Source organism: Clostridium tetanomorphum (assembly GCF_017873215.1).
Taxonomy (GTDB): domain Bacteria; phylum Bacillota; class Clostridia; order Clostridiales; family Clostridiaceae; genus Clostridium_AO; species Clostridium_AO tetanomorphum.
In genome coordinates, this window is sequence record NZ_JAGGKA010000005.1 from 22,582 (window position 1) to 42,825 (window position 20,244).

A 20,244-nucleotide genomic window follows, 5' to 3' on the forward strand; every position below is an offset into this window, starting at 1 on the left:
TAAAATATAAGAAAGAGAAGGAAGTGTTTATAATGGCAAGAGGTCAAAAACAATATACAGAAGAATTCAAAAATGCAATAGTAGAAGCTTTATAACTCTGGAAAGAGCCTAGCAGAGTTAAGTAGTGAATATGCCGTATCAAAATCAACAATAATTCGCTGGATAAAGATACAACCATAACAGTAGAAGAATATAAAAACCTATTAAAGAAAAATGCAAATCTTGAAGAGGAAATCGAAATATTAAAAAAAGCTATGGGCACATTCGCAAGGAAATAACTACTCTATTTGATTTCATTACTAACAACAAGAAATATCATAATATTAAGCTCATGTGTAAAGTTTTAAAGGTGTCTAGGAGTTCTTATTATAAGTATTTAAATAAGAAGCCAAGCAATCGAGAATTAGAAAATAAAAAGATAGAAAAAGAAATCATAAATATTCACAGAGTGAGTAAAAATCGCTATGAAGCACCAAAAATAAATAAATCACTAAAAGCATTAGGTATAACTATTAGTTTAAAGAGAACTCAACGTTTAATGAATAAACTTTAAAGCAACTACTATCAATGAAAAATAGGTAACATACATCACTTATATCCATACAATTAAAGACGGTTGGTGTTATTTAGCTTCAGTTATGGATTTGTATAGTAGAAAGATAATTGGATATTCTATGTCTAAGTTTATTGATATCTCATTAACTCTGCAGGCCGTAAAAAACGTCGTAAGTCTTTAGAAACCAACTAAAGCTTTAATCCTGCATAGTGATTTAGGACGTCAATACACAAGCTCCGCTTTTAAGGAATACATAATAGCACTAAATTAATTACCCATTCCTTCAGTTCAAAAGGTTGCCCCTACGATAATGCTTGCATTGAATCTTTTCATGCCTCTTTAAAAAAGGAGGAAGTCCATCTTGTTAAGTATTTTGATTTTAATACTGCCAGGTTAGCAATATTTGAATATATAGAGGCTTGGTATAACAGAAAAAGAATACATAGCAGCATATTCGGGCAGTAGTGAAGCTCTCTTGTTATTAGAGAAACAGGGGTTTGATTTGGTTCTGCTTGATTTAATGTTAGCGGGACTTTCCGGCGAAACCGTTTTGGAGCATATTCGAAAAAAATCAGCTCCCCCTATTATTGGTGTATCTGCAAAAACTGATATGGACAGTAAAGTAAACGGTACAAAACATAGCGTATAGAAAAAGTACTCCCGAGCTGCTGGCCGGGGTGAATTTTTGAGTAAGCACCCTCTTCCTTATAAATTCCTTAAAAATTGCTGTTACCATAGCAGTAACAAATCAAAATGGAGGAATTTATGATGTATGAATATATAATAAAAACCAATAATGTTTCTAAAAAATTTAAAAAAACATATGGAATAAAAGATTTATCTATGTCTGTAAAAAAAAATTCTGTCTACGGTTTATTAGGACCTAATGGTGCTGGCAAATCAACATTATTGAAGATGATTACAGGAATTATCAGACCGACTTCAGGTGAAATATTATTCAACAATCACCCTTGGACTCGAAAAGATTTATTGAATATTGGTTCATTAATCGAATCACCTCCACTGTATGAGAATTTAACGGCATTTGAAAATTTAAAAGTGCGAGCTACTCTTATGGGGATTTCAACAAATAAATGTAATGAAGTTTTACAAAAAATGGACTTGATTGATGCTAAAAATAAAAAGACATCCGATTTTTCGCTGGGAATGAAACAGAGATTGGGTATAGCATTAGCGCTACTAAATAACCCCAAATTATTAGTCTTAGATGAACCTACAAACGGGTTAGACCCTTTTGGTATTGAAGAATTACGGAAAATGATTCGAACACTTGCGGAGTCTGGGATTTCTGTAATTATATCAAGTCATATTTTAGGTGAAGTACAACAAGTTGCCGATGACATAGGAATCCTATACAATGGATCGCTCCTGTATCAAGATAAAATTGATGCAAATGAAAACCTAGAACAATTGTTTATGGATATCATCAGAAAGGAGCGTGCATCCTAATGTTACGAACATATTTAAAAGCAGAAAACTTGAAATTTAAACGCTCCCTGTTTAGAAAACTCATTATATTTATTCCAGTAGCTTTAATTTTAATATCTATGGTATTTATATTTATTGGTATTGGTTTAGGTGGTTTTTCAAGCTCTCTCGTTTGCAATTGGTGTATGCCTATTGCGTCTTTGTCTGTTATGTTTTTATGTCATTTAGTGAATAGTAAGGATCAAAAACACAAATACCGAACTCTTTATAGTTTGCCCATCGACTTGAAGAAGACATTTATTTCTAAAACAATTTTGATAGCGCTTAATCTTTTGATAATATCATTATTGCTATGGTTTATCACTGTTATCTCTGAATGCATATTGTCAGGTGTTTCAGCTGCAATTGGCCATACCGGATATTATATTTTAGGATACTGCTTATTGTGGCTCTCTTTATTATGGCAGATCCCTTTCTGTTTGTTTTTGGATCAAAAAGTCGGATTTGTTGGTTCTGTGATAATAAATTTGTTCGCCAGCGCATTCGGCGGTTTGTTTTTTTCCTTGACGCCTTTGTTTTGGTTCTTCCCATATAGCTGGCCCGCCAGGTTTATGGTTACATTATTTGGAGTTTTGCCAAACGGATTATTAGTCGAAGCAGATTTAAGATGGATTTTAAATTTAGGAGAAAGTTCGTTGCTGGTATTGATATCCTTGCTTGCTATGCTGGTTCTTTCAGCCTTGTTTTCGCGCTGGTACGGAAAGCAGGTGTATCGCAAATGACGATTATAAGGGAGTTCTTTTCCAACTTTACCAAAATCAAACGTACTCCAATTATTTTATTGCATTTGTTACCGCCTATAGTGGTCACAACATTATTTTTAGTTTATTACGCTTTTGGCGGATACCATATTATCCCTGATGTGCGGTTGTTTTTCGTTATATTACAAATATGTTATCCGATTTTTGTTAGTATTGTTGTGCCAATTTTAATTCATTTAGACAGGAATATAAACGGTATTCAAAATGCTCTGGGTTTAGTGGAGTCTCGAAGAAGCGTATACCTGGGAAAATTGTTCTTTCTACTGTTTCTTTCAGCCATAAGTATGATACTATATGAACTGTGTTTCTATGTTGGAGTCAATTTGTTTTTGGATATCAGCATAACACACTTTGGTTCATATCTTGTCATATTTTATATATTTTTGTTTAGCAACTTATTTTTATATTTATTACACGTACCGATTGCTTTTCGGTTTGGTTCAAGTATTTCTGTTTTGTTAGGGATATCTGGTACAATTTTAGCAGGTTACTTTGAAAATGCGATTGGTGATAAAATCTGGCCGATCATTCCTTGGGAATGGGGTGTTCGGTTTTTGGAAAATTATTTTGGCTTTTCAAGTACACCTGTTTTTCCTGGAATTATTTCTTTGATCATTATTACTTCGATTGTTCTGGTTTTATCAATCCTATGGTTTAGCAGATGGGAGGGTAAAGTCATACAAGAGTAAAACAAGGAGGATAGACTATGCCGAAACTGTTAGTGGTCGATGATGACCTTGATATGCTGGTTCTGGTACGCGCCGCCCTGGAAAAGGACGGCCACCAGGTAGACACCGAAGCGGATTCCACTACCGTGCAGCCCGACCGATGCCAGCTGTACGATCTTCTGCTGCTCGATGTGATGATGCCCGGTGAGGATGGCTTTTCCCTTTGCAACCGTATCCGTGCCGAGGTGGATTGCCCCATCCTGTTTTTAACTGCCAAGGCGGAAGACGCGGCCCTTGTACAGGGCCTTGGCCTGGGTGCCGATGACTACATTAAAAAGCCATTCAGTATTGCGGAGCTGCGCGCACGGGTTAACGCCCATCTGCGGCGGGAGGTGCGCCAGCCGACCCGCACCCTGAACCGGGGCGGTGTGCGCTTTGATATGCAGGCAAAAGTGGCCATCGCGGGCGAACACACACTGCCCTTTACCAAGGGCGAATACGCTATCTGTGAGCATCTGGCCCTGCACGCCGGACAGGTGTTTACCAAAGAACAATTATACGAAGCGGTTTTCGGCTTTAACGCCGAGGGCGATTCGTCGGCCATTGCGGAGCACATCAAAAATATCCGCGTCAAGCTGAAAGCCGACGGCCTCAGCCCCATAGAAACCGTTTGGGGGGTGGGCTACAAATGGCGAAAAGACAGCGTTCTGTAAGCCTTTCCTTTGTGCTTTTGCGCTTTGCCATAGTTATGCTTGGCTGTATGCTGTTATGTTGCCTGGTATGGTATTTCTGCTTTGGGCGGCTTCAAAACACCGGCGTTATTTACCAGGGATACGTCTCCAACCAACAGGTGGAGCAAATGCTGACAGAAGAGCCAAAAACTTTTGTTTCTCCTGGTGACGATTTTCTGGCCGAGTACGCTTTGTTTGGCCGGAACAGCGAAGTGTTGGAAAGCAACGTAGAGGGAAAGAAGCTGGGAGTCCTGGCCGGATTTTTACAGGAGGACGCCTACAACATACATGTTTCGCGGCACACCTATGCGGATGGAAGCACCGTAATTTTTCGCTGGCATTACAGGGCAGAGTTTGCCAACCCTGTGCTGCGTGACATACTGCCACCCTTTGAATATCTATGGCTGGCCACACTTGGTGTGGCATGGGTGCTTTGTCTGCTGTTTAACACCCTGTGGCTCCGTCGACGTCTCGCCGCCAAGCTGAAGCTGTTCAGCGAGGTGAGCGAGAAGGTAGGCGCACAGGAGCTGGATTTCGCAATTCCCCACGCGGGCATACGGGAGTACGACCAAGCACTCGGTGCTATGGAGCATATGCAGGAGGCATTGTACAGCTCCCTGTCCTCCCAGTGGGCGGCACAGCAAGAACGCGAGGCGGAAATAGCAGCACTCGCGCATGATTTAAAAACCCCGCTCACCCTGGTGGGAGGCAATGCCGAACTTCTGCTGGATGAAGAACTGCCTGAGAGCAGCCGCAAAATGCTGGAAACAATTGTGACAAACAACGACCGGGCCAAGCAGTATGTTGCCAGCCTGCTGGAAACCTCCGCCGGTGCGGATGAGGCATTTGAAAACACCAGCCTGCCCGCCATGTTTGACGAACTTTGCCAGAGCACAATGGCCATTGCAGAAGCCAAGATGATTTGCATGCAAACCCAAAACGGTCTGGAAGGTGCTGCGAGCATTCAGAAAGACCATTTACTTCGCGCCCTCGGTAATGTGGTGCAGAATGCCATCGAGCATACACCGGCGGGTGGAAACGTGTATTTGGAAGGCAGCATGGTAGATGGCGGCTGGCAAGTTGTTGTGCGTGATGAAGGTCCCGGCTTTAGCAAGGCGGCGTTACACCATGCAACAGAGCGCCTATGGCGTGGTGATGCAGCGCGTGGCGCCGATGGACACAATGGTCTTGGCCTTTGGTTTGCAACGGAAGTAGCAAAAACGCACGCAGGACAACTAGAACTGCGCAACTGCGATTCTGGTGGGGTGGTTACAATCAAGTTCTGCTAAGCTGCCAGGAATTATTCGGAACACTAAAACGGCCGGATTTGAACATTGATTAGGATGTGTTAATCAGCTGAAAAATTCTTCTAGCGACCTATTTTTGTTGAACAGATAGTTTAAACTTGCTTTAAAAATATTTTAGAGTTGGTCTGCTGATTAGCAAACTATTATATGACACTCTTATTACTGCTCATTTTAGCTACGCTACTTGGAGTGTACCCGTTGTTCCTCTCATAATAATTCTTCTGTTTATTTTGGTTGCTACCATCGCCGCTGTCTATGCTCCATCGAAAAGGATTCGGAGGATATCAGTAACGGAAACGCTAAATGAGTTGTAAAAGATTAGCTCAAACGAAGTAATCTAAAATCTGCCGCACGACGGCAAAAGAAAAAAAGCCGTCGTATAGCAGACGTGTTTTTACACACTTAAATCTTTTTATGGCGGCTTTGAAATGACAATTAAAGCCACCGTTTTTCTTTTTCAAAAGTAAAGCATAGTAGGTGTATTAAAGTCGCCCTTTTTTGAGGATACGGCGGTATCTTAGGAGGTATCGCTGTGTTTCTGTTGTATCGACATTATTCGACAGTCAATAGCCTATTAAAAAAAGCCCTTATCCACCTACGGGATATTCCGGCAATAAACATGAACACACACATCACCTTTTAATTGTTAACAATTCCCTTATGCCCGGTTGCACTATGCAGCCGGGCTTTTTTGCGTTTATAGAGCCTCACTGCCGCTCTCCACCGCTGTCCTTTCGATTTCAGCAAACCCCAAAAAATCGAAAGGATGGTAAAACCATAAAAACAATTAATCTAAAAAATTATTACCCCTACCACACACAAGACACCTTTGTTGAAGTGCCTGATGAGCTGTTAGCTGTCTTTGACGAATACGTAAGAGCTGAGGCATCATATGAGAGAAAGAAATACCGCCACAAAGCGCACTACTCTCTTGACCGTGGCAATGGAATTGAGCATGATATCTTATTTGTTTCGCTCTCACCTGATGAGATTTACGAACGCAAGCTCACAAGTCAGCAACTCCACGCTGCCATTGCTTCCCTGCCAGACAAGCAGACGAAACGGATCTACGCTCATTATTTTCTGGGCATGAGTAAGACAGCCATTGCTAAAGCAGAAGGTGTAAGTGAAAAAGCTGTTGGCATTGGCATAGAAAGAGGATTACATACCATACATAAGGGATAATGATACTTTCTCACAACCTCCTACAGACTTGAGGGAGAGTTCCTGCGGTATACGTAGCTTTTGGGACAAGCACATACGGTATTGCGGGGCTATGATGCCCAGCTAACGGCAGCTCAAAATATCCCCTTGCTGGGGTGCGTGGCAAATATGGCAAACAGATAAAACTAACCGCACCGCACTTTTGTTTTATGCAAATTTGCGGGGGGCTTGGTTTTACTATAATTGATGCAGTGACAAACTTTTCATAAATGTTATATATGCTTATACTTTATGTAACCAATACACTTGGAGATGATTGCGAATGGAAAATATCAAAAATGCACCTAATCATACTGCTACAGCTGCTGAACCACCTAAATCCTATGAAAAAACCAAAGCATATCAGGATTTTATAAATGTGCTTTCTCAGATTATTGAAAAACATGGTGCAGAGGTCTTAGATGAAATCAATCGTGTTGTCTAAAAAGTACGGTGCTTACTGATTGATGTTTTCCAATAATTTATTGGAGGTCAACTACTATGAATAGGAGTGGAAAAAAATGTGTACTTTATCCTCGTGTAAGTACCGAAATGCAAGTTGATGGGTTCAGTTTGGATGGGCAGAAAAACAGCTTAAAGCGTTTTGCAGACAAGGAATTGATTCCTCACAAACAAGCGGAAAGCTTTTAATATCTGTGCTGTCTGCCGTTGCTGAAATAGAGCGTGAAAATATCATAAAGCAAACAATGAACGGACGAAAAGAAAAAGCTCGTCAAAGTGGCTGGAACGGCGGGTTTGCCCCCTATGGCTACTACCTCAAAGATAAACAGCTCTTTATCCAAGAGGAAGAGGCTGAGGCAATACGCATTATCTTTGACAAATATGTAAATGGTAATATAGGATTTTATAAAATAGCCAATTATCTTAATTTGCAGGGTATACAAAAAGTAAAACGTGATAACGGTACTCTCTCCCAATAAAGTACGTATTTTGTCAGAATGATAATAGATAACCCCGTTTACTGGGGTAAAATATCTTATGGCAGGCGTGTCCGTGAAAAAGTAAAAGGCACCAAGAACGAATACAGGCAAGCTACGCAAGAAAATTATATTATTGCCGAAGGACAACATGAGGCAATTATAAGCAAAGAACTGTGGAATGAAGCACATGAAAAACGAGAAATAACAGGTGTAAAATCCCCATCTAAAATAGGTCGGGATAGAGCGCACTTATTAAGCGTTATCTTGAAATGCCCGAAATGCGGTGGCCCTATGTACACCAATAAACATGCTTGGACTAATAAAGATGATACATATAAAGAGGTTTATTATTATGTGTGCAGCAAAGCCCGGGCAGCACGGGGAAAAATCTGTGACTACAAATCTATGCTCAAAAAAACGACATTGAGCCGCTTGTCATTGAGGCAATCAGAGAGTTGATTAAAAGCCAAGATTTTGCAGCAGAAATTAAATCAAGGATAGGTAAGAAAATTGACACTTCCACTTTAAACAGAGAGCTAAGCAATTATAAATCCAAGCTGCGGGAGGTAGAGCTTAATAAAACTCGACTTGAAAATGAAATTGATAGTTTGCCGGAAGATACTCACTTTAGAGAACGTAAACTTCATGATATGACGCTTAGACTTGATGGTCTGTATGACATCATTGTTGAACTGGAAGAAAAAATTAAAGATGTAAAGCTCCGTCGTAAAGCGGTAGAACAAGATGCCATTACACTGGAAAATATCTATACTTTATTGGCGAATTTCGATAAGGTCTTTGATAAAATAACGATGAAGATAAAAAATCTCTAATTTCTTCGCTAATCAAAGAAATAGAGATTTTTCCATGTGATGAGGCTAAATTGCCCTTAAGTCTATTTTATTTAATTTTCCGGTTTATAAAGACGGTGGAGATGTTTGTGGGCTTTTGTGAGATAAAAGTACGCACGTCTCCACATGGCTAGTTTGAGAAAACATATCTACTGGTTGCACCTTTTCAGTGTTATATCCTAAATCCTTTAATATAGCCAAATCTCTAGCAAGAGTTGATGGGTCACAGGATACATATACTATTCTTTTTGGCTTCATATTTGCAATCTCTTCTAGAAGAGATTTTTCACATCCCTTTCTTGGCGGGTCAACTACAACCACATCCGCCTTAATTCCCTTATGTATTAGCTTAGGAATTATTTCTTCTGATTTACCTACAATAAATTCAGCATTATTCACATTATTCTCTTTTGCATTTATTTTTGCATTATCTATAGCTTCTTTTATAATTTCTACTCCATATACTTTTTTAGCCTTTTGTGATAAAAATAATGATATAGTTCCAGTACCACAATAAGCATCAAATACTATTTCATTTCCATTTAAATCTGCATATTCTAAAGCTTTATTATATAGTATTTCTGTTTGTATAGGATTTACTTGAAAAAAAGATAATGGAGATATGTTAAATTTGAAATTTCCTATATAATCTACTATAGTGTCTTTTCCCCAAAGAGTAATATTTTTATCTCCCATTATTACATTAGTTTTTTTACTATTTACATTCTGTATAACACTTACTAATCCCTCTATATTTTCAACCATAATATTAATAAACTCTTTTTTATATGGTAATTCATTATTTCTTGCAATAATAACTATCATAATCTGATTTGTTTTAAAAGCTTTTCTTATCATTATATGTTTTACAATGCCTTTGTGTTTTTCTTCATTATAGGCCTCAATATTATATTTCTGCATCCATTCCTTAGTTAAGGCAATAACCTTATCTGCTATTTCATCTTGTATAAAACAATTATTTATGTCAATAATTTGATGGCTCCTCTGAGCATAAAATCCTATTTTTACATTATCTTCATCCTTACCCACTGGTAATTGTACCTTGTTTCTATATCTATATGGATTTTTCATTCCTATAACTGATTCAACATTTACATCTATCTTTCCTATTCTGCTTAAAACATCTTTTACTTTTTGTCTTTTAAATTCTAATTGTCCTTCGTAGGATATGTGCTGTATTTGGCACCCACCACATCTATTATATATTGGACAAATAGGCTGTACTCTATTTAAAGAAGGCTGTAAAACTTCTAATAATTTACCGAAAGCAAAATTTTTATTTACTTTTACTATTTTCACTTTACACTTTTCTCCTTTTATGGCTTGTGGTATAAAAACTGTAAAGTCATCTATTTTACCTACTCCTCCACCTTCATTCGCCATGCCAGTTATATCAATAATATAATCTTTGTTTTTTTCTACTGGAATATTTTTTAACATATTATCACCTTTTATTTAAGTATTTTCCATATAATTAACTTATAAACCTAATTTAATTAGAAATTATCTTTCATTGTAAACTAAATTCTTTTTAATTATACTATATAAATAGTGTTATATTGAAATGTAAATCTATTTAAATTATTAAATGATTCTTAGCTTCAAATTCAATATCGTAAGTAATAAATATAAAAAAATTGCACCTAAAACGGTGCATAGTAAGAATCAGTTGTCCTTATCTTCATTATCATTTTATTTTAACCAGACATCTTTTTATTATACAACAAAATTCAAATTTTGTAACAATATTTTATAAAAAATAAATAAAAATTTTACATTTAATCATTAAAACACACTCTTACTTCTTTAAGCATTTTCCTTATAGGTAAATCATAAGGACACTTTTTTTCACAACTTCCACATTCTATACAATCTTTTGCTCTACTTTTTAAAGAAAAATATCTTTCTTCTGCCCACTTTGGTAATCCATATCTTTCCTTATATGCTTTTAATACAAATATTCCTGGTATATCTATGGATTGAACGCAAGGTCCACAATATCCACATCTTCTACAAAATTCCGTTCCTAATTCTTCTGCTATAATTCTTATATTATTTTTTTCCTCATCAGTAAGAACCCTTATGTCCTTTCCTACTTTACTATTCTCCTCTATTTCTTCAAAGGTAGCCATACCTGGAATAGCTGTAGTAATATTAGTATTTTGTAAAATATATTTTAAAGCCAGCTTACCATCTCTAAGAGCGCCACCTGCCATGGGTTTCATAGCTATGACCCCTATGTTTAATTCCTTAGCCCTTTTAAACAGACCTTCTCCCTGATTTTCAACTATATTATAGGGATACATTATACTTTCAAATTTTCCTGTTTCTATAGCTACATTAAGTATATCCAAGCTATGTGATGTAATTCCTATATGTCCTATCTTTCCTTTTTCTTTCATTTCTAACAAAGCATTATAAGCTCCATCACCACTTAGAACCTTATCATAATCTTCTTTAGTCTTTACATTATGAAGCTGATATAAATCTATATAATCTGTTCTTAAATTTACTAAACTCTTTTCAACATCTTTTATCATTGACTCTTTATCTCTTGCCATAGACTTTGTAGCTATAATCCATTTTTCTCTTCTTCCCTCCATAGCATATCCTATGTACTCTTCCGACACTGTATATCCTCTAGCGGTATCAATAAAATTTATTCCCTTTTCTTCACATCTTATTAAAAGATTTTTTACTTCTTCCTCATTAGTTTTTTGAATAGGTATTCCTCCAAAACCTATTACTGATATCTTTAATCCGGATTTTCCAAGTGTTTTATATTCCAATGTTCCCCTCTCCTCTCCCTATATTTTAATATAATTCTATCTTTAGGTTTTTTTATTGTCAAATATTAAAAGGGCGTCTATAATAGACTCCCTTTTACATTTTTATGGAATAGTGACTCTTCCATTATATACAATTCCTCTTTTTACATCCATAGTTACAAAGGAACCACTCTTTAGCACTTCCATTGCTCCTCCTGCACTACAAATGAAAGGTATTTCTTGAGTTATACATTCTATGGCTAAGTGAGATGTTAGTCCTCCCTTTTCTGTTATAACCCCAGCAACCCTATCTAATACAGAAACATATTCTATATCTGAATTCTTAATTACTAAAATATCTCCTTTATCTACAATATCATTTGCTTCTTTTGGACTATTGACAACTTTTACTGTTCCATATCCATGGTTTATTCCGCCGCCTCTTCCTTGAACTAAAATATCTCCTACAACATGAACTTTAAGCATATTAGTAGTTCCTGAATAACTTACTGGTATTCCAGCAGCAATTACTACTAAATCTCCCTTGTTTACATAACCTGATTCCAAAGCCATTTCTACAGAGGTTTCTATAAGTTCATCTGTAGAGTCTACTTGATTAGTCAATATTGGAAATACACCCCAATTTAATGCTAGTTTCCTTGCTACACTCTTGCTAGGTGTTACTGCAATAATTGGACATGAAGGTCTATATTTGGAAACCATTTTAGCAGTATATCCACTTTGAGTGGCTGTAATTACAGCTGAGGCATTTAACTCTGTAGCTGTTGTACATGTTGCAATACTTATAGCATTTGCTACATTTAAAACATGAGACTCCATCTTCTTATTTAAAATTTTTTCATATTCAAGCTGAGCTTCTGCAGCTTGAGCTATTCTAGCCATAGTTCTTGCTGCTTCTACAGGATACTTTCCTCCTGCAGTTTCTCCACTTAACATTATGGCATCTGTACCATCAAATATGGCATTTGCTATATCAGAAGCTTCTGCTCTTGTTGGACGTGGGTTTCTAATCATTGAATCAAGCATCTGAGTAGCAGTGATAACAGCTTTACCTGCTTTATTACACTTTTCTATAATCATTTTTTGTACTAATGGAACTTGTTCTATAGGAATCTCTACACCCATATCTCCTCTTGCTACCATTATTCCATCAGAAAATCTTATTATTTCATCTATATTATCTACACCTTGATGATTTTCTATTTTTGAAAAAATTTGAATGTCACTTCCACCATTTTGTTCAAGAACTTTTCTGATAGCTAAAACATCAGAAGCTTTTCTTATAAATGATGCTGCAATAATATCTACTCCTACATTACATCCAAATTTTAAGTCTTCTTTATCCTTCTCTGTTAAAGATGGTAATGAAGTGGCTACTCCTGGTACATTTACTCCTTTATGATTTGCAACATAACCACTATTCTTAACTACACAGTGTATTTTATTTCCTTCTACTTGTTGTATTTCTAATCCAACAAGTCCATCATCTATAAGTATCATATCGCCAGGACTTACGTCTTCTGCAAGTCTATCATAGGTAATTGAACATTTGCTTTCATCTCCAAGTACTTCTTCTCCGCAGTATATTGTAAACTTATTACCTTCTATCAATTCTACTTTTTCATTTTTAAAATTCCCTGTCCTTATTTCCGGTCCTTTAGTATCCAGTATTATTGCTATTTGCTTATTAAACTCATTGCTTAGCTCCTTAACTAAGTCTATTCTTTTTTTATGTTCTTCATGGGAACCATGAGAGAAATTAAGTCTAGCTGCATTCATTCCCGCCTTAATTAATTCACTTAATATATTTTCATTATCACTTGCTGGACCAATGGTAAAAACCATTTTAGTTTTTTGCATAAAGTAACCCCTCCTTTTATTTTAACTTTTAATATGATAAAGCTGTTGCTATATTATATAAACTTTCATCAAACTTTCTTTCCATAGATAATGCTTCATCTATATCCACATCTACTACTTTTCCACCTTGTACTCCAATTACTCTAGAAGATTTACCTTCTATCAATAACTCAACTGCTCTATATCCCAATCTAGAAGCTAATATTCTATCGTTAGCAGTTGGGCTACCTCCTCTTTGTATATGTCCTAAAATAGTAGCCCTAGCTCCAATTCCTGTAACTTCTTCAACTTTGCTGGCAATTTCATTAGCTCCTCCTACACCTTCAGCAACTATAACTAGATTATGTCTCTTGCCCCTTAATTTTCCTTCTAATATAGTTCTGCATAATTCATTTATATCATAGCCTTTTTCGGGAACTATTATGCTCTCAGCACCTCCAGCTAATCCCGCATATAGAGCTATATCACCACAATTTCTTCCCATAACTTCTACAATACTAACCCTTTCATGGGAAGTGGATGTATCTCTTAATTTGTTTATAGCATCTAATACCGTATTTACTGATGTATCAAACCCTATAGTATACTCAGTATAAGCCAGGTCATTATCTATTGTTCCCGGTAGTCCAACAGCATTAATACCATATTTAGTTAAGGCTTGAGCTCCATGAAAAGATCCATCTCCACCTATTACTACAAGTCCATCAATACCAAAAGCATTTAGAATTGCTGCTCCTTTTTTCTGTCCTTCTTCAGTCTTAAATTCTTCACTTCTTGCAGTTCTTAGTATAGTGCCTCCTCTATGTATAATGTCTGCTACGCTTCTTCTATCCATTTGAAAAATTTCACCATTTATAAGCCCACTAAATCCTCTTTGTATTCCCATAACTACTAAATTCTTATCTAAACCTGTCCTAACTACCGCTCTTATGGCAGCATTCATACCGGGAGCATCTCCACCACTTGTTAAAACAGCTATCTTTTTCATATTATACCTCCTTTGTACCGCTTGGACATTTTATGTCCCACTTATTTTGCAAAATAAAAATTTATATTTCTATACTATTAATTTTAATAAATATAAGTAAAATATGCAATGATTTATATGAATAATTAGAAAAAATAAGCAAAATATTAAAGATATTTTTATCTTCTCTAATATTTTGCTTATTTATCACAATAAATATACTATTAATTTAAATAGTCTTTACGTTTTCTAATCCAAAATTATTGTGAAAAAATTTTAATATATCTATATCTCCATTTATCCATAAATCTTTATTAATTAAAAATGATTTTCTAGTTTCATTTATATATAGATATATTGGAATATTACCCTTGTATTGTATGCACACTGGTTTTATTCTTTTTATAACTTCATTTATATTTTTTTCTTTTTCTATTCTTATATATATTTTTTTGCATACATACTGCTGTTCACTATGTGCTTCATTTAATAAAGCCTCTATGTCTTCACATAAAATTTTAGGTTGTTCGCCTTCCCTTATGTTTACTCTTCCCTTTATTATTATCATAGAGTCTTCTTCTATTAAGTCTCTATATTTATTAAAAGTTTTTGGAAATATAATTACTTCTATAGCTCCATATAAATCCTCTATTTGTATAAAAGCCATCATTTCATTATTCTTTGTAATTTTTTTGCTTACAGAATTTATTATCCCACCTATCTTTACCTTCTGTCCATCTTCTATTGTCATTTCTTCCTCTATAAATCCTTCTTCTAATGTCTGTGATGAAGTTACTTCAGATATGTTCACACTAACTTTTTGATTTAAAATATCTTTATATTCCTCCAAAGGATGTCCTGACAAATATAGCCCTGTCATTTCTTTTTCCATCGCAAGTAAATACTTTTTATCAAATTCTTTTATATTAGGATATTCTATCTCTATATTTCTATCTTCTTTAAAATCCTGAAATAAATTTATTTGCCCATCTATATTTTTCTTTCTATCATTATTTATTCCGTCTAATATTCTTTCATAAACAGCTAAAAGTTTTGAACGATATATTCCTAAACAGTCGAAAGCTCCTGCTTTTATTAAACTTTCCACAGCTCTCTTATTTACAGAACTTAAATCTACTTTATTACAAAAATTAACTAGATCCTTAAAATTTCCTTTTTCATTTCTGCTTTTTACAATACTTTCAATTACATTTACTCCTACATTTTTTATAGCTGCTATTCCAAATCTAATTTTATTTCCCTTAACTGTAAATTTTGTGAAACTTTCATTTATGTCTGGTGGCAATACTTCTATATTATTATCATTAGCAAATCTTATGTAGTGTGCAATTTTTTCGTTATTTCCCATTACACTATTTAACATAGCTGCAATAAATTCCGTAGGATAATATCTCATTAAGTAGGCTGTTTGAAAACCTACCACCGCATACGCTGCTGCATGGGACTTGTTAAACGCATAAGATGCAAAGTCCATCATCTGATCGAATATTTTATTTGCAATTTTTTCATCTATACCATTATCTACACATCCTGGTACTTCTACATTACCTTCCTCATCAATAATACCATAGATAAAGTTCTTTCTTTCTTCTTCCATTACATGATGTTTCTTTTTAGACATTGCACGTCTTACTAGGTCACTTCTTCCCATTGAATATCCAGCTAATTTTCTAACAATCTCCATTACTTGTTCTTGGTAAACCATACATCCATAAGTTACAGAAAGAATCTCCTTTAATTCTGGAGTTAAATATTCTATTTTGTCTGGATTTTTCTTATTTGAAATATATTTTGGTATTTCAGCCATAGGACCAGGTCTATAGAGACTTATTCCCGCTATTATATCTTCTAAAGAATCTGGCTTCAATTCTTTCATAAAACTTGTCATGCCTGGAGATTCTAACTGAAATACACCAACGGTCTTACCTTCACTTATCATTTTATAAACTTCTTTATCTTCAAAATCTATTTTATCTAAGTCTATATCTATCCCTCTATTTTCTTTAATCATAGTTACCGCATCTCTCATAACTGTAAGAGTCCTTAATCCTAAGAAGTCCATTTTTAAAAGCCCTAGTTCTTCTAATGTTCCCATAGTAAACTGAGTAACTATACTTCCTTCATTTTTCTGCAGAGGAACATAGTTTACAAGTGGATGAGATGCTATTACAACTCCTGCTGCATGAGTAGATGTATGTCTAGGTAATCCCTCTAGCTTTTTAGCTATGTCCACTAATTCCCTTACTCTCTCCTCATTATCATAGGCTTCTTTTAATTCGGGATTTAACTCTAAAGCCTTATTTATAGTTATATTTAAGATAGTTGGAATCATCTTCGCTATTCTGTCAACTTCTGCATAGGAATATTTCAAAGCCCTTCCTACATCCCTTATACATGCTCTTGCCGCCATAGTTCCAAAGGTTATTATTTGTGCTACATTATTTACTCCATACTTTTGAACTACATAATCAATAACTTCCTGCCTTCTCTCATAACAAAAGTCACTGTCTATATCGGGCATAGATACTCTTTCTGGATTCAAAAACCTTTCAAATATAAGACTGTATTTTATAGGGTCTATTTTTGTTATACCAAGAGTATATGCAACTATTGATCCTGCTCCACTTCCTCTTCCTGGTCCTGTCATTATACCATTTTCTCTAGCAAATCTTATAAAATCCCATACTATTAAAAAATAGTCTATATAGCCCATATCTTTTATTATTTTAAGTTCATATAAAAGTCTATATTCTAGTTCTCTAGTTATATGAAAATATCTTTCTTTAAGCCCATCATAACATAATTTTTTAATATACTCATAGTGATTTGTGCCTTCTGGAAGCGGAAAGTTAGGAAGTTTAGATTCATGAAATTTATAATTAAAATTACACTGTTCAGCAATTTTTATGGTATTTTCTAGAGCCTCTGGTACATGTGAAAATTGATTATACATTTCTTCTGGAGATTTAAGATAAAATTCATCCGAGGGATATTTCATTCTGTTTTCTTCATCTACAGTTTTACCTGTTTGTATACATAAAAGTATGTCATGAGGTTTATAATCCTCTTTTTTTATATAATGTACATCATTTGTAGCAACTAAAGGTATATTTGTTCTTTTAGACATTTCAATAAGTTCTTTATTTACCTTTAACTGTTCCTGCATACCATGATATTGGAGTTCTAAATAAAACCCATCTTTAAATATATCATTATAAAATAGTGCTATTTCTTCAGCTTTTCTTATATTTCCCTGTAGGATATAAGATTGAATTTCTCCTCCAAGGCAAGCACTTAATGCAATTAATCCTTCACTATGCTGTTTTAAAAAATTATGATCCACTCTTGGCTTATAATAAAATCCGTCTGTAGAAGCTTTACTTACAATATCCATTAGATTTTTATAGCCTATTTCATTTTTTACTAATAAAACCAAATGATAAATTTCATTGTCTTTATCATTTACCTTCAAAGTCATGGATTTTGGTACTACATATATCTCACAACCAATAATAGGTTTGATACCAACACTTTCTGCTGCCTTATAAAACTCTACACATCCATACATAACGCCATGATCTGTTATAGCTATGCTATCCATACCTAATTCTTTAGCTCTTTTTACTAAGTCTGTAATTTTTGCTGATGAATCTAGAAGCGAATATTCTGTATGCTGATGTAAACTAACCCATTTACGTGCAATTTTTTTAGCTTTCTCCATACATTCTCCCTTCTTCAATTGTAATATTTAAAATATGCTATTTTTTAATACCTTTAGCAGATAAAAAAGCTTTAGCAATTAAATCTTTTTTATCATCATACATACTTATTTCTACTTTACAAAAATTCTTGTTCATAGCCTTGCAAAAAATTTTGCCATTATTAATAATACTAACATAAGCATCTATATTAGTATCTATTTGCACTGGTTTCATAAAATATGTGGTAATATTATCTACAAATAAATTTATATTATCTTTTGCATCTATGGATAATATAGCCATAGAAGAAAGTAACATATTTAAAGAACTCCAAGAAGCAGTTCCAACTGGATCCAACATTTCTGGAGTTATTTTTCCTTGAAAATGCATTTTTTCATCTTCCCACTGACATTTAAAATTTTTTAAAACTATACTTTCTAAATTGTCTTTTGATTTTGGTTGCCTTATAGCATATTTAAGTGCTCTTATTATATCGTTTCTTCTAATTATACCTATTAATTTTTTATTCTCTATAACTGGACAAAAGTGAATACCCTCACTCTCCATAATATAACTAGCATAAGCTGCGGTAATCTTAGAATCAATAGTTACTACATTTTTATCCATTACTTTTTCTACTAAGTCTTCATCTTTCAAGGCAGATGATAAGTTATTTAATGATACAATTCCTAATAATTTCATTTCCTCATTTATAACTGGAAATCTAGCACGAGAGCTTGTATCCATTAAATCTTTCCATTCTGATATAGTATTCGTATTTTTCAAATAAGGATACTTCGAATCCATTATATCTTCTACAAGAACTATATCCTTTTTAGTCATATTTTCTTCCATGGCTTTATTAATCATACTTCCTACAGTAAATGTATCATACAATGAACATATAACAGGCATTTCCTTTTTATTTGCTAGTTTTTTTATATTATCACTACACTTAAATCCACCAGTTATTATTATTCCACATTCACTTAATAAAGCTAGTTCTTGAACTTCTTCTCTATTTCCTACTATAAGTAATGAACCAGGAGATATATATTCTTCAATAGCCTCTGGTGTCATAGCTGCTATCATGAATCTATCTAATGTTTTATGAACTCCAGCTTTACCCGCGGCTATATTTCCATCTACAATATTAACAATATCTGCAAAAGTTAATACTTCTTTTTTCTTTTTCTCAACTTTTTCTACTCTAATTGTTCCTATTCTTGGTATAGTAGTAACAATGCCTATGCTTTCACAATCTTTTATAGCTCTATATGCAGTTCCTTCACTTATGGATAACAAATTTGCCATAGATCTTACAGAAATTTTCGTTCCTACTACCAAATTTGTAATATATTTAACAACCTCTTCATGTTTTGACATGTGTTAATTTTACCTTCCTTCCCTTCTAAGCTCATCTGCTATTTTCTCAATCCTTCTTAATCTATGATTTACCCCAGATTTGCCTACTGGAGGATTTAACATTTCTCCTAGTTCCTTTAAAGATTCATCTGGAAACTTAAGTCTTAATTCTGCCACATCTCTTAAGTTTTTAGGAAGACGTTGAAGTCCTATTTCATTTTGTATAAGTTTTATACTTTCTACTTGTCTAACTGCTGCATTAACAGTCTTACTTAAATTTGCAGTTTCACAATTCACTAATCTATTAACATTATTTCTCATTTCTTTCATTATTCTTACATTCTCTAATTCCAAAAGAGATGAATGAGCTCCTATTATATTTAATAAATCAATAATTTGTTCTCCTTCTTTTATATAAACTATATAACTATTTTTCCTTTGTATTACCTTTGAATCTAATCCATAACTATTTATAATTTTACTTATATTATGGGCATAACTATCATTGTGAGTTACAAATTCTAAGTGATATGCCTTTTCTGGATTACTTATACTTCCACCCCCAAGAAAAGCTCCTCTAATATAAGCTCTTTTTGTCTTATCGTCACAAACTATTTTAGGCGATATTTCATAATTTAGAGCTAATACCCCTTCTTCACCTTTTAAGACCTCTACTTCTCTTAATAATTTTCCTACATTATTTTCTTCAGTTATAATAATCATATAAACATTATTTTTTTTAAAAGAATTACTTTTCTTTACCATTATCTTAGTATGAATATTAAAATGCTCTTTCAAAAGCTTAAAAACAAGCCTTCCAATGGCAGGATTTTCTGTAGTAATCTTAAAACTAATATGTCTATTGCCACCAAAAGTTAATGTACCACTTACTCTCATTATTGCAGATAACTCTGCTAAAGCTTCTTCTTTACTCAATTCTGTATATCTACAAACTTCATTTTTTACTTTTCCTGAAAACGACATAACTTCTAC

Annotated in this window: 17 protein-coding genes and 3 pseudogenes; 13 read left to right on the forward strand and 7 right to left on the reverse strand. The window is 34.3% G+C overall.

All coding sequences use genetic code 11. The features are described 5' to 3' along the window. The first annotated feature begins 32 nt into the window (after positions 1–32). The 13 genes and pseudogenes from J2Z24_RS06005 (at position 33) to J2Z24_RS21305 (ending at position 8,509) form a co-directional block, all read left to right on the forward strand. Positions 33–1,021: pseudogene (locus J2Z24_RS06005) on the forward strand (IS3 family transposase). Between the two features lie 37 nt (positions 1,022–1,058). Then, positions 1,059–1,205 carry a response regulator gene (locus J2Z24_RS06010; RefSeq protein WP_338078442.1) on the forward strand — a complete coding sequence of 49 codons (147 nt, stop codon included), beginning with the start codon at positions 1,059–1,061 and terminating at the stop codon, positions 1,203–1,205. Between the two features lie 119 nt (positions 1,206–1,324). Next, the gene (locus tag J2Z24_RS06015; RefSeq protein WP_035145322.1) at positions 1,325–2,026 is read left to right on the forward strand and encodes a lantibiotic protection ABC transporter ATP-binding protein; all 702 of its coding nucleotides are present in this window, start codon (positions 1,325–1,327) and stop codon (positions 2,024–2,026) included. Continuing rightward, entirely contained in the window at positions 2,026–2,787 is a 762-nt protein-coding gene (locus J2Z24_RS06020) for a lantibiotic immunity ABC transporter MutE/EpiE family permease subunit (protein WP_035145324.1), read from the forward strand. Before J2Z24_RS06015 ends, J2Z24_RS06020 begins: the two co-directional genes overlap by 1 nt. Then, positions 2,784–3,515: a lantibiotic immunity ABC transporter MutG family permease subunit gene (locus J2Z24_RS06025; protein WP_035145327.1), complete on the forward strand. Its 732-nt coding sequence runs from the start codon at positions 2,784–2,786 to the stop codon at positions 3,513–3,515. The genes J2Z24_RS06020 and J2Z24_RS06025 overlap by 4 nt, the downstream gene beginning before the upstream one ends. A gap of 17 nt (positions 3,516–3,532) precedes the next feature. After that, positions 3,533–4,207, forward strand: a complete 675-nt coding sequence (locus J2Z24_RS06030; RefSeq protein ID WP_035145329.1) for a response regulator transcription factor — start codon at positions 3,533–3,535, stop codon at positions 4,205–4,207. Continuing rightward, positions 4,183–5,514, forward strand: coding sequence for a sensor histidine kinase (locus J2Z24_RS06035; RefSeq protein WP_035145331.1), 1,332 nt, complete (start codon positions 4,183–4,185; stop codon positions 5,512–5,514). Before J2Z24_RS06030 ends, J2Z24_RS06035 begins: the two co-directional genes overlap by 25 nt. Before the next feature lie 137 nt (positions 5,515–5,651). Then, positions 5,652–5,846, forward strand: a pseudogene (locus J2Z24_RS21760) (ABC transporter permease); the annotation flags it as partial. 463 nt (positions 5,847–6,309) lie between these two features. Then, positions 6,310–6,717, forward strand: coding sequence for an RNA polymerase sigma factor (locus J2Z24_RS06040; RefSeq protein ID WP_035145398.1), 408 nt, complete (start codon positions 6,310–6,312; stop codon positions 6,715–6,717). Between the two features lie 301 nt (positions 6,718–7,018). After that, positions 7,019–7,180 (forward strand): hypothetical protein, encoded by a 162-nt coding sequence (locus J2Z24_RS06045; RefSeq protein WP_173679932.1) that lies wholly within the window; start codon positions 7,019–7,021, stop codon positions 7,178–7,180. 56 nt (positions 7,181–7,236) lie between these two features. Further along, positions 7,237–7,386, forward strand: coding sequence for a hypothetical protein (locus J2Z24_RS21290; protein ID WP_241392993.1), 150 nt, complete (start codon positions 7,237–7,239; stop codon positions 7,384–7,386). A gap of 5 nt (positions 7,387–7,391) precedes the next feature. Beyond that, positions 7,392–8,135: pseudogene (locus tag J2Z24_RS21910) on the forward strand (recombinase family protein). Then, positions 8,132–8,509 carry a hypothetical protein gene (locus tag J2Z24_RS21305; RefSeq protein WP_241392994.1) on the forward strand — a complete coding sequence of 126 codons (378 nt, stop codon included), beginning with the start codon at positions 8,132–8,134 and terminating at the stop codon, positions 8,507–8,509. Before J2Z24_RS21910 ends, J2Z24_RS21305 begins: the two are co-directional and overlap by 4 nt. A gap of 84 nt (positions 8,510–8,593) precedes the next feature. On the opposite strand, the gene rlmD is transcribed toward J2Z24_RS21305, so the two are convergent. From rlmD to whiA, 7 genes are all read right to left on the reverse strand, one after another. Further along, positions 8,594–9,988: a 23S rRNA (uracil(1939)-C(5))-methyltransferase RlmD gene (gene rlmD, locus J2Z24_RS06055; protein WP_035145332.1), complete on the reverse strand. Its 1,395-nt coding sequence runs from the start codon at positions 9,986–9,988 to the stop codon at positions 8,594–8,596. A 338-nt stretch (positions 9,989–10,326) separates the two neighbouring features. Then, the gene (locus J2Z24_RS06060) at positions 10,327–11,337 is read right to left on the reverse strand and encodes an aldo/keto reductase (protein WP_035145333.1); all 1,011 of its coding nucleotides are present in this window, start codon (positions 11,335–11,337) and stop codon (positions 10,327–10,329) included. A 102-nt stretch (positions 11,338–11,439) separates the two neighbouring features. After that, positions 11,440–13,197, reverse strand: a complete 1,758-nt coding sequence (pyk, locus tag J2Z24_RS06065; protein ID WP_035145334.1) for a pyruvate kinase — start codon at positions 13,195–13,197, stop codon at positions 11,440–11,442. A gap of 28 nt (positions 13,198–13,225) precedes the next feature. Next, positions 13,226–14,185 (reverse strand): 6-phosphofructokinase, encoded by a 960-nt coding sequence (gene pfkA, locus J2Z24_RS06070; protein ID WP_035145335.1) that lies wholly within the window; start codon positions 14,183–14,185, stop codon positions 13,226–13,228. Between the two features lie 208 nt (positions 14,186–14,393). Then, the gene (locus J2Z24_RS06075; RefSeq protein WP_035145337.1) at positions 14,394–17,906 is read right to left on the reverse strand and encodes a DNA polymerase III subunit alpha; all 3,513 of its coding nucleotides are present in this window, start codon (positions 17,904–17,906) and stop codon (positions 14,394–14,396) included. 37 nt (positions 17,907–17,943) lie between these two features. After that, positions 17,944–19,272 (reverse strand): DRTGG domain-containing protein, encoded by a 1,329-nt coding sequence (locus J2Z24_RS06080; RefSeq protein ID WP_035145339.1) that lies wholly within the window; start codon positions 19,270–19,272, stop codon positions 17,944–17,946. Between the two features lie 9 nt (positions 19,273–19,281). Continuing rightward, positions 19,282–20,235 carry a DNA-binding protein WhiA gene (gene whiA / locus J2Z24_RS06085; protein WP_035145341.1) on the reverse strand — a complete coding sequence of 318 codons (954 nt, stop codon included), beginning with the start codon at positions 20,233–20,235 and terminating at the stop codon, positions 19,282–19,284. Between the last annotated feature and the right edge of the window lie 9 nt (positions 20,236–20,244).

Bases quoted from the DNA above. Each gene is read 5' to 3' on its own strand.
- J2Z24_RS06030 (WP_035145329.1), top strand. From the start codon at position 3,533: ATGCCGAAACTGTTAGTGGTCGATGATGACCTTGATATGCTGGTTCTG.
- whiA (WP_035145341.1), bottom strand. From the start codon at position 20,235: ATGTCGTTTTCAGGAAAAGTAAAAAATGAAGTTTGTAGATATACAGAA.
- J2Z24_RS06075 (WP_035145337.1), bottom strand. From the start codon at position 17,906: ATGGAGAAAGCTAAAAAAATTGCACGTAAATGGGTTAGTTTACATCAG.
- J2Z24_RS21290 (WP_241392993.1), top strand. From the start codon at position 7,237: ATGAATAGGAGTGGAAAAAAATGTGTACTTTATCCTCGTGTAAGTACC.
- J2Z24_RS06020 (WP_035145324.1), top strand. From the start codon at position 2,026: ATGTTACGAACATATTTAAAAGCAGAAAACTTGAAATTTAAACGCTCC.
- J2Z24_RS06080 (WP_035145339.1), bottom strand. From the start codon at position 19,272: ATGTCAAAACATGAAGAGGTTGTTAAATATATTACAAATTTGGTAGTA.
- J2Z24_RS06045 (WP_173679932.1), top strand. From the start codon at position 7,019: ATGGAAAATATCAAAAATGCACCTAATCATACTGCTACAGCTGCTGAA.
- J2Z24_RS06035 (WP_035145331.1), top strand. From the start codon at position 4,183: ATGGCGAAAAGACAGCGTTCTGTAAGCCTTTCCTTTGTGCTTTTGCGC.
- rlmD (WP_035145332.1), bottom strand. From the start codon at position 9,988: ATGTTAAAAAATATTCCAGTAGAAAAAAACAAAGATTATATTATTGAT.
- J2Z24_RS06025 (WP_035145327.1), top strand. From the start codon at position 2,784: ATGACGATTATAAGGGAGTTCTTTTCCAACTTTACCAAAATCAAACGT.
- J2Z24_RS06015 (WP_035145322.1), top strand. From the start codon at position 1,325: ATGTATGAATATATAATAAAAACCAATAATGTTTCTAAAAAATTTAAA.
- pyk (WP_035145334.1), bottom strand. From the start codon at position 13,197: ATGCAAAAAACTAAAATGGTTTTTACCATTGGTCCAGCAAGTGATAAT.
- pfkA (WP_035145335.1), bottom strand. From the start codon at position 14,185: ATGAAAAAGATAGCTGTTTTAACAAGTGGTGGAGATGCTCCCGGTATG.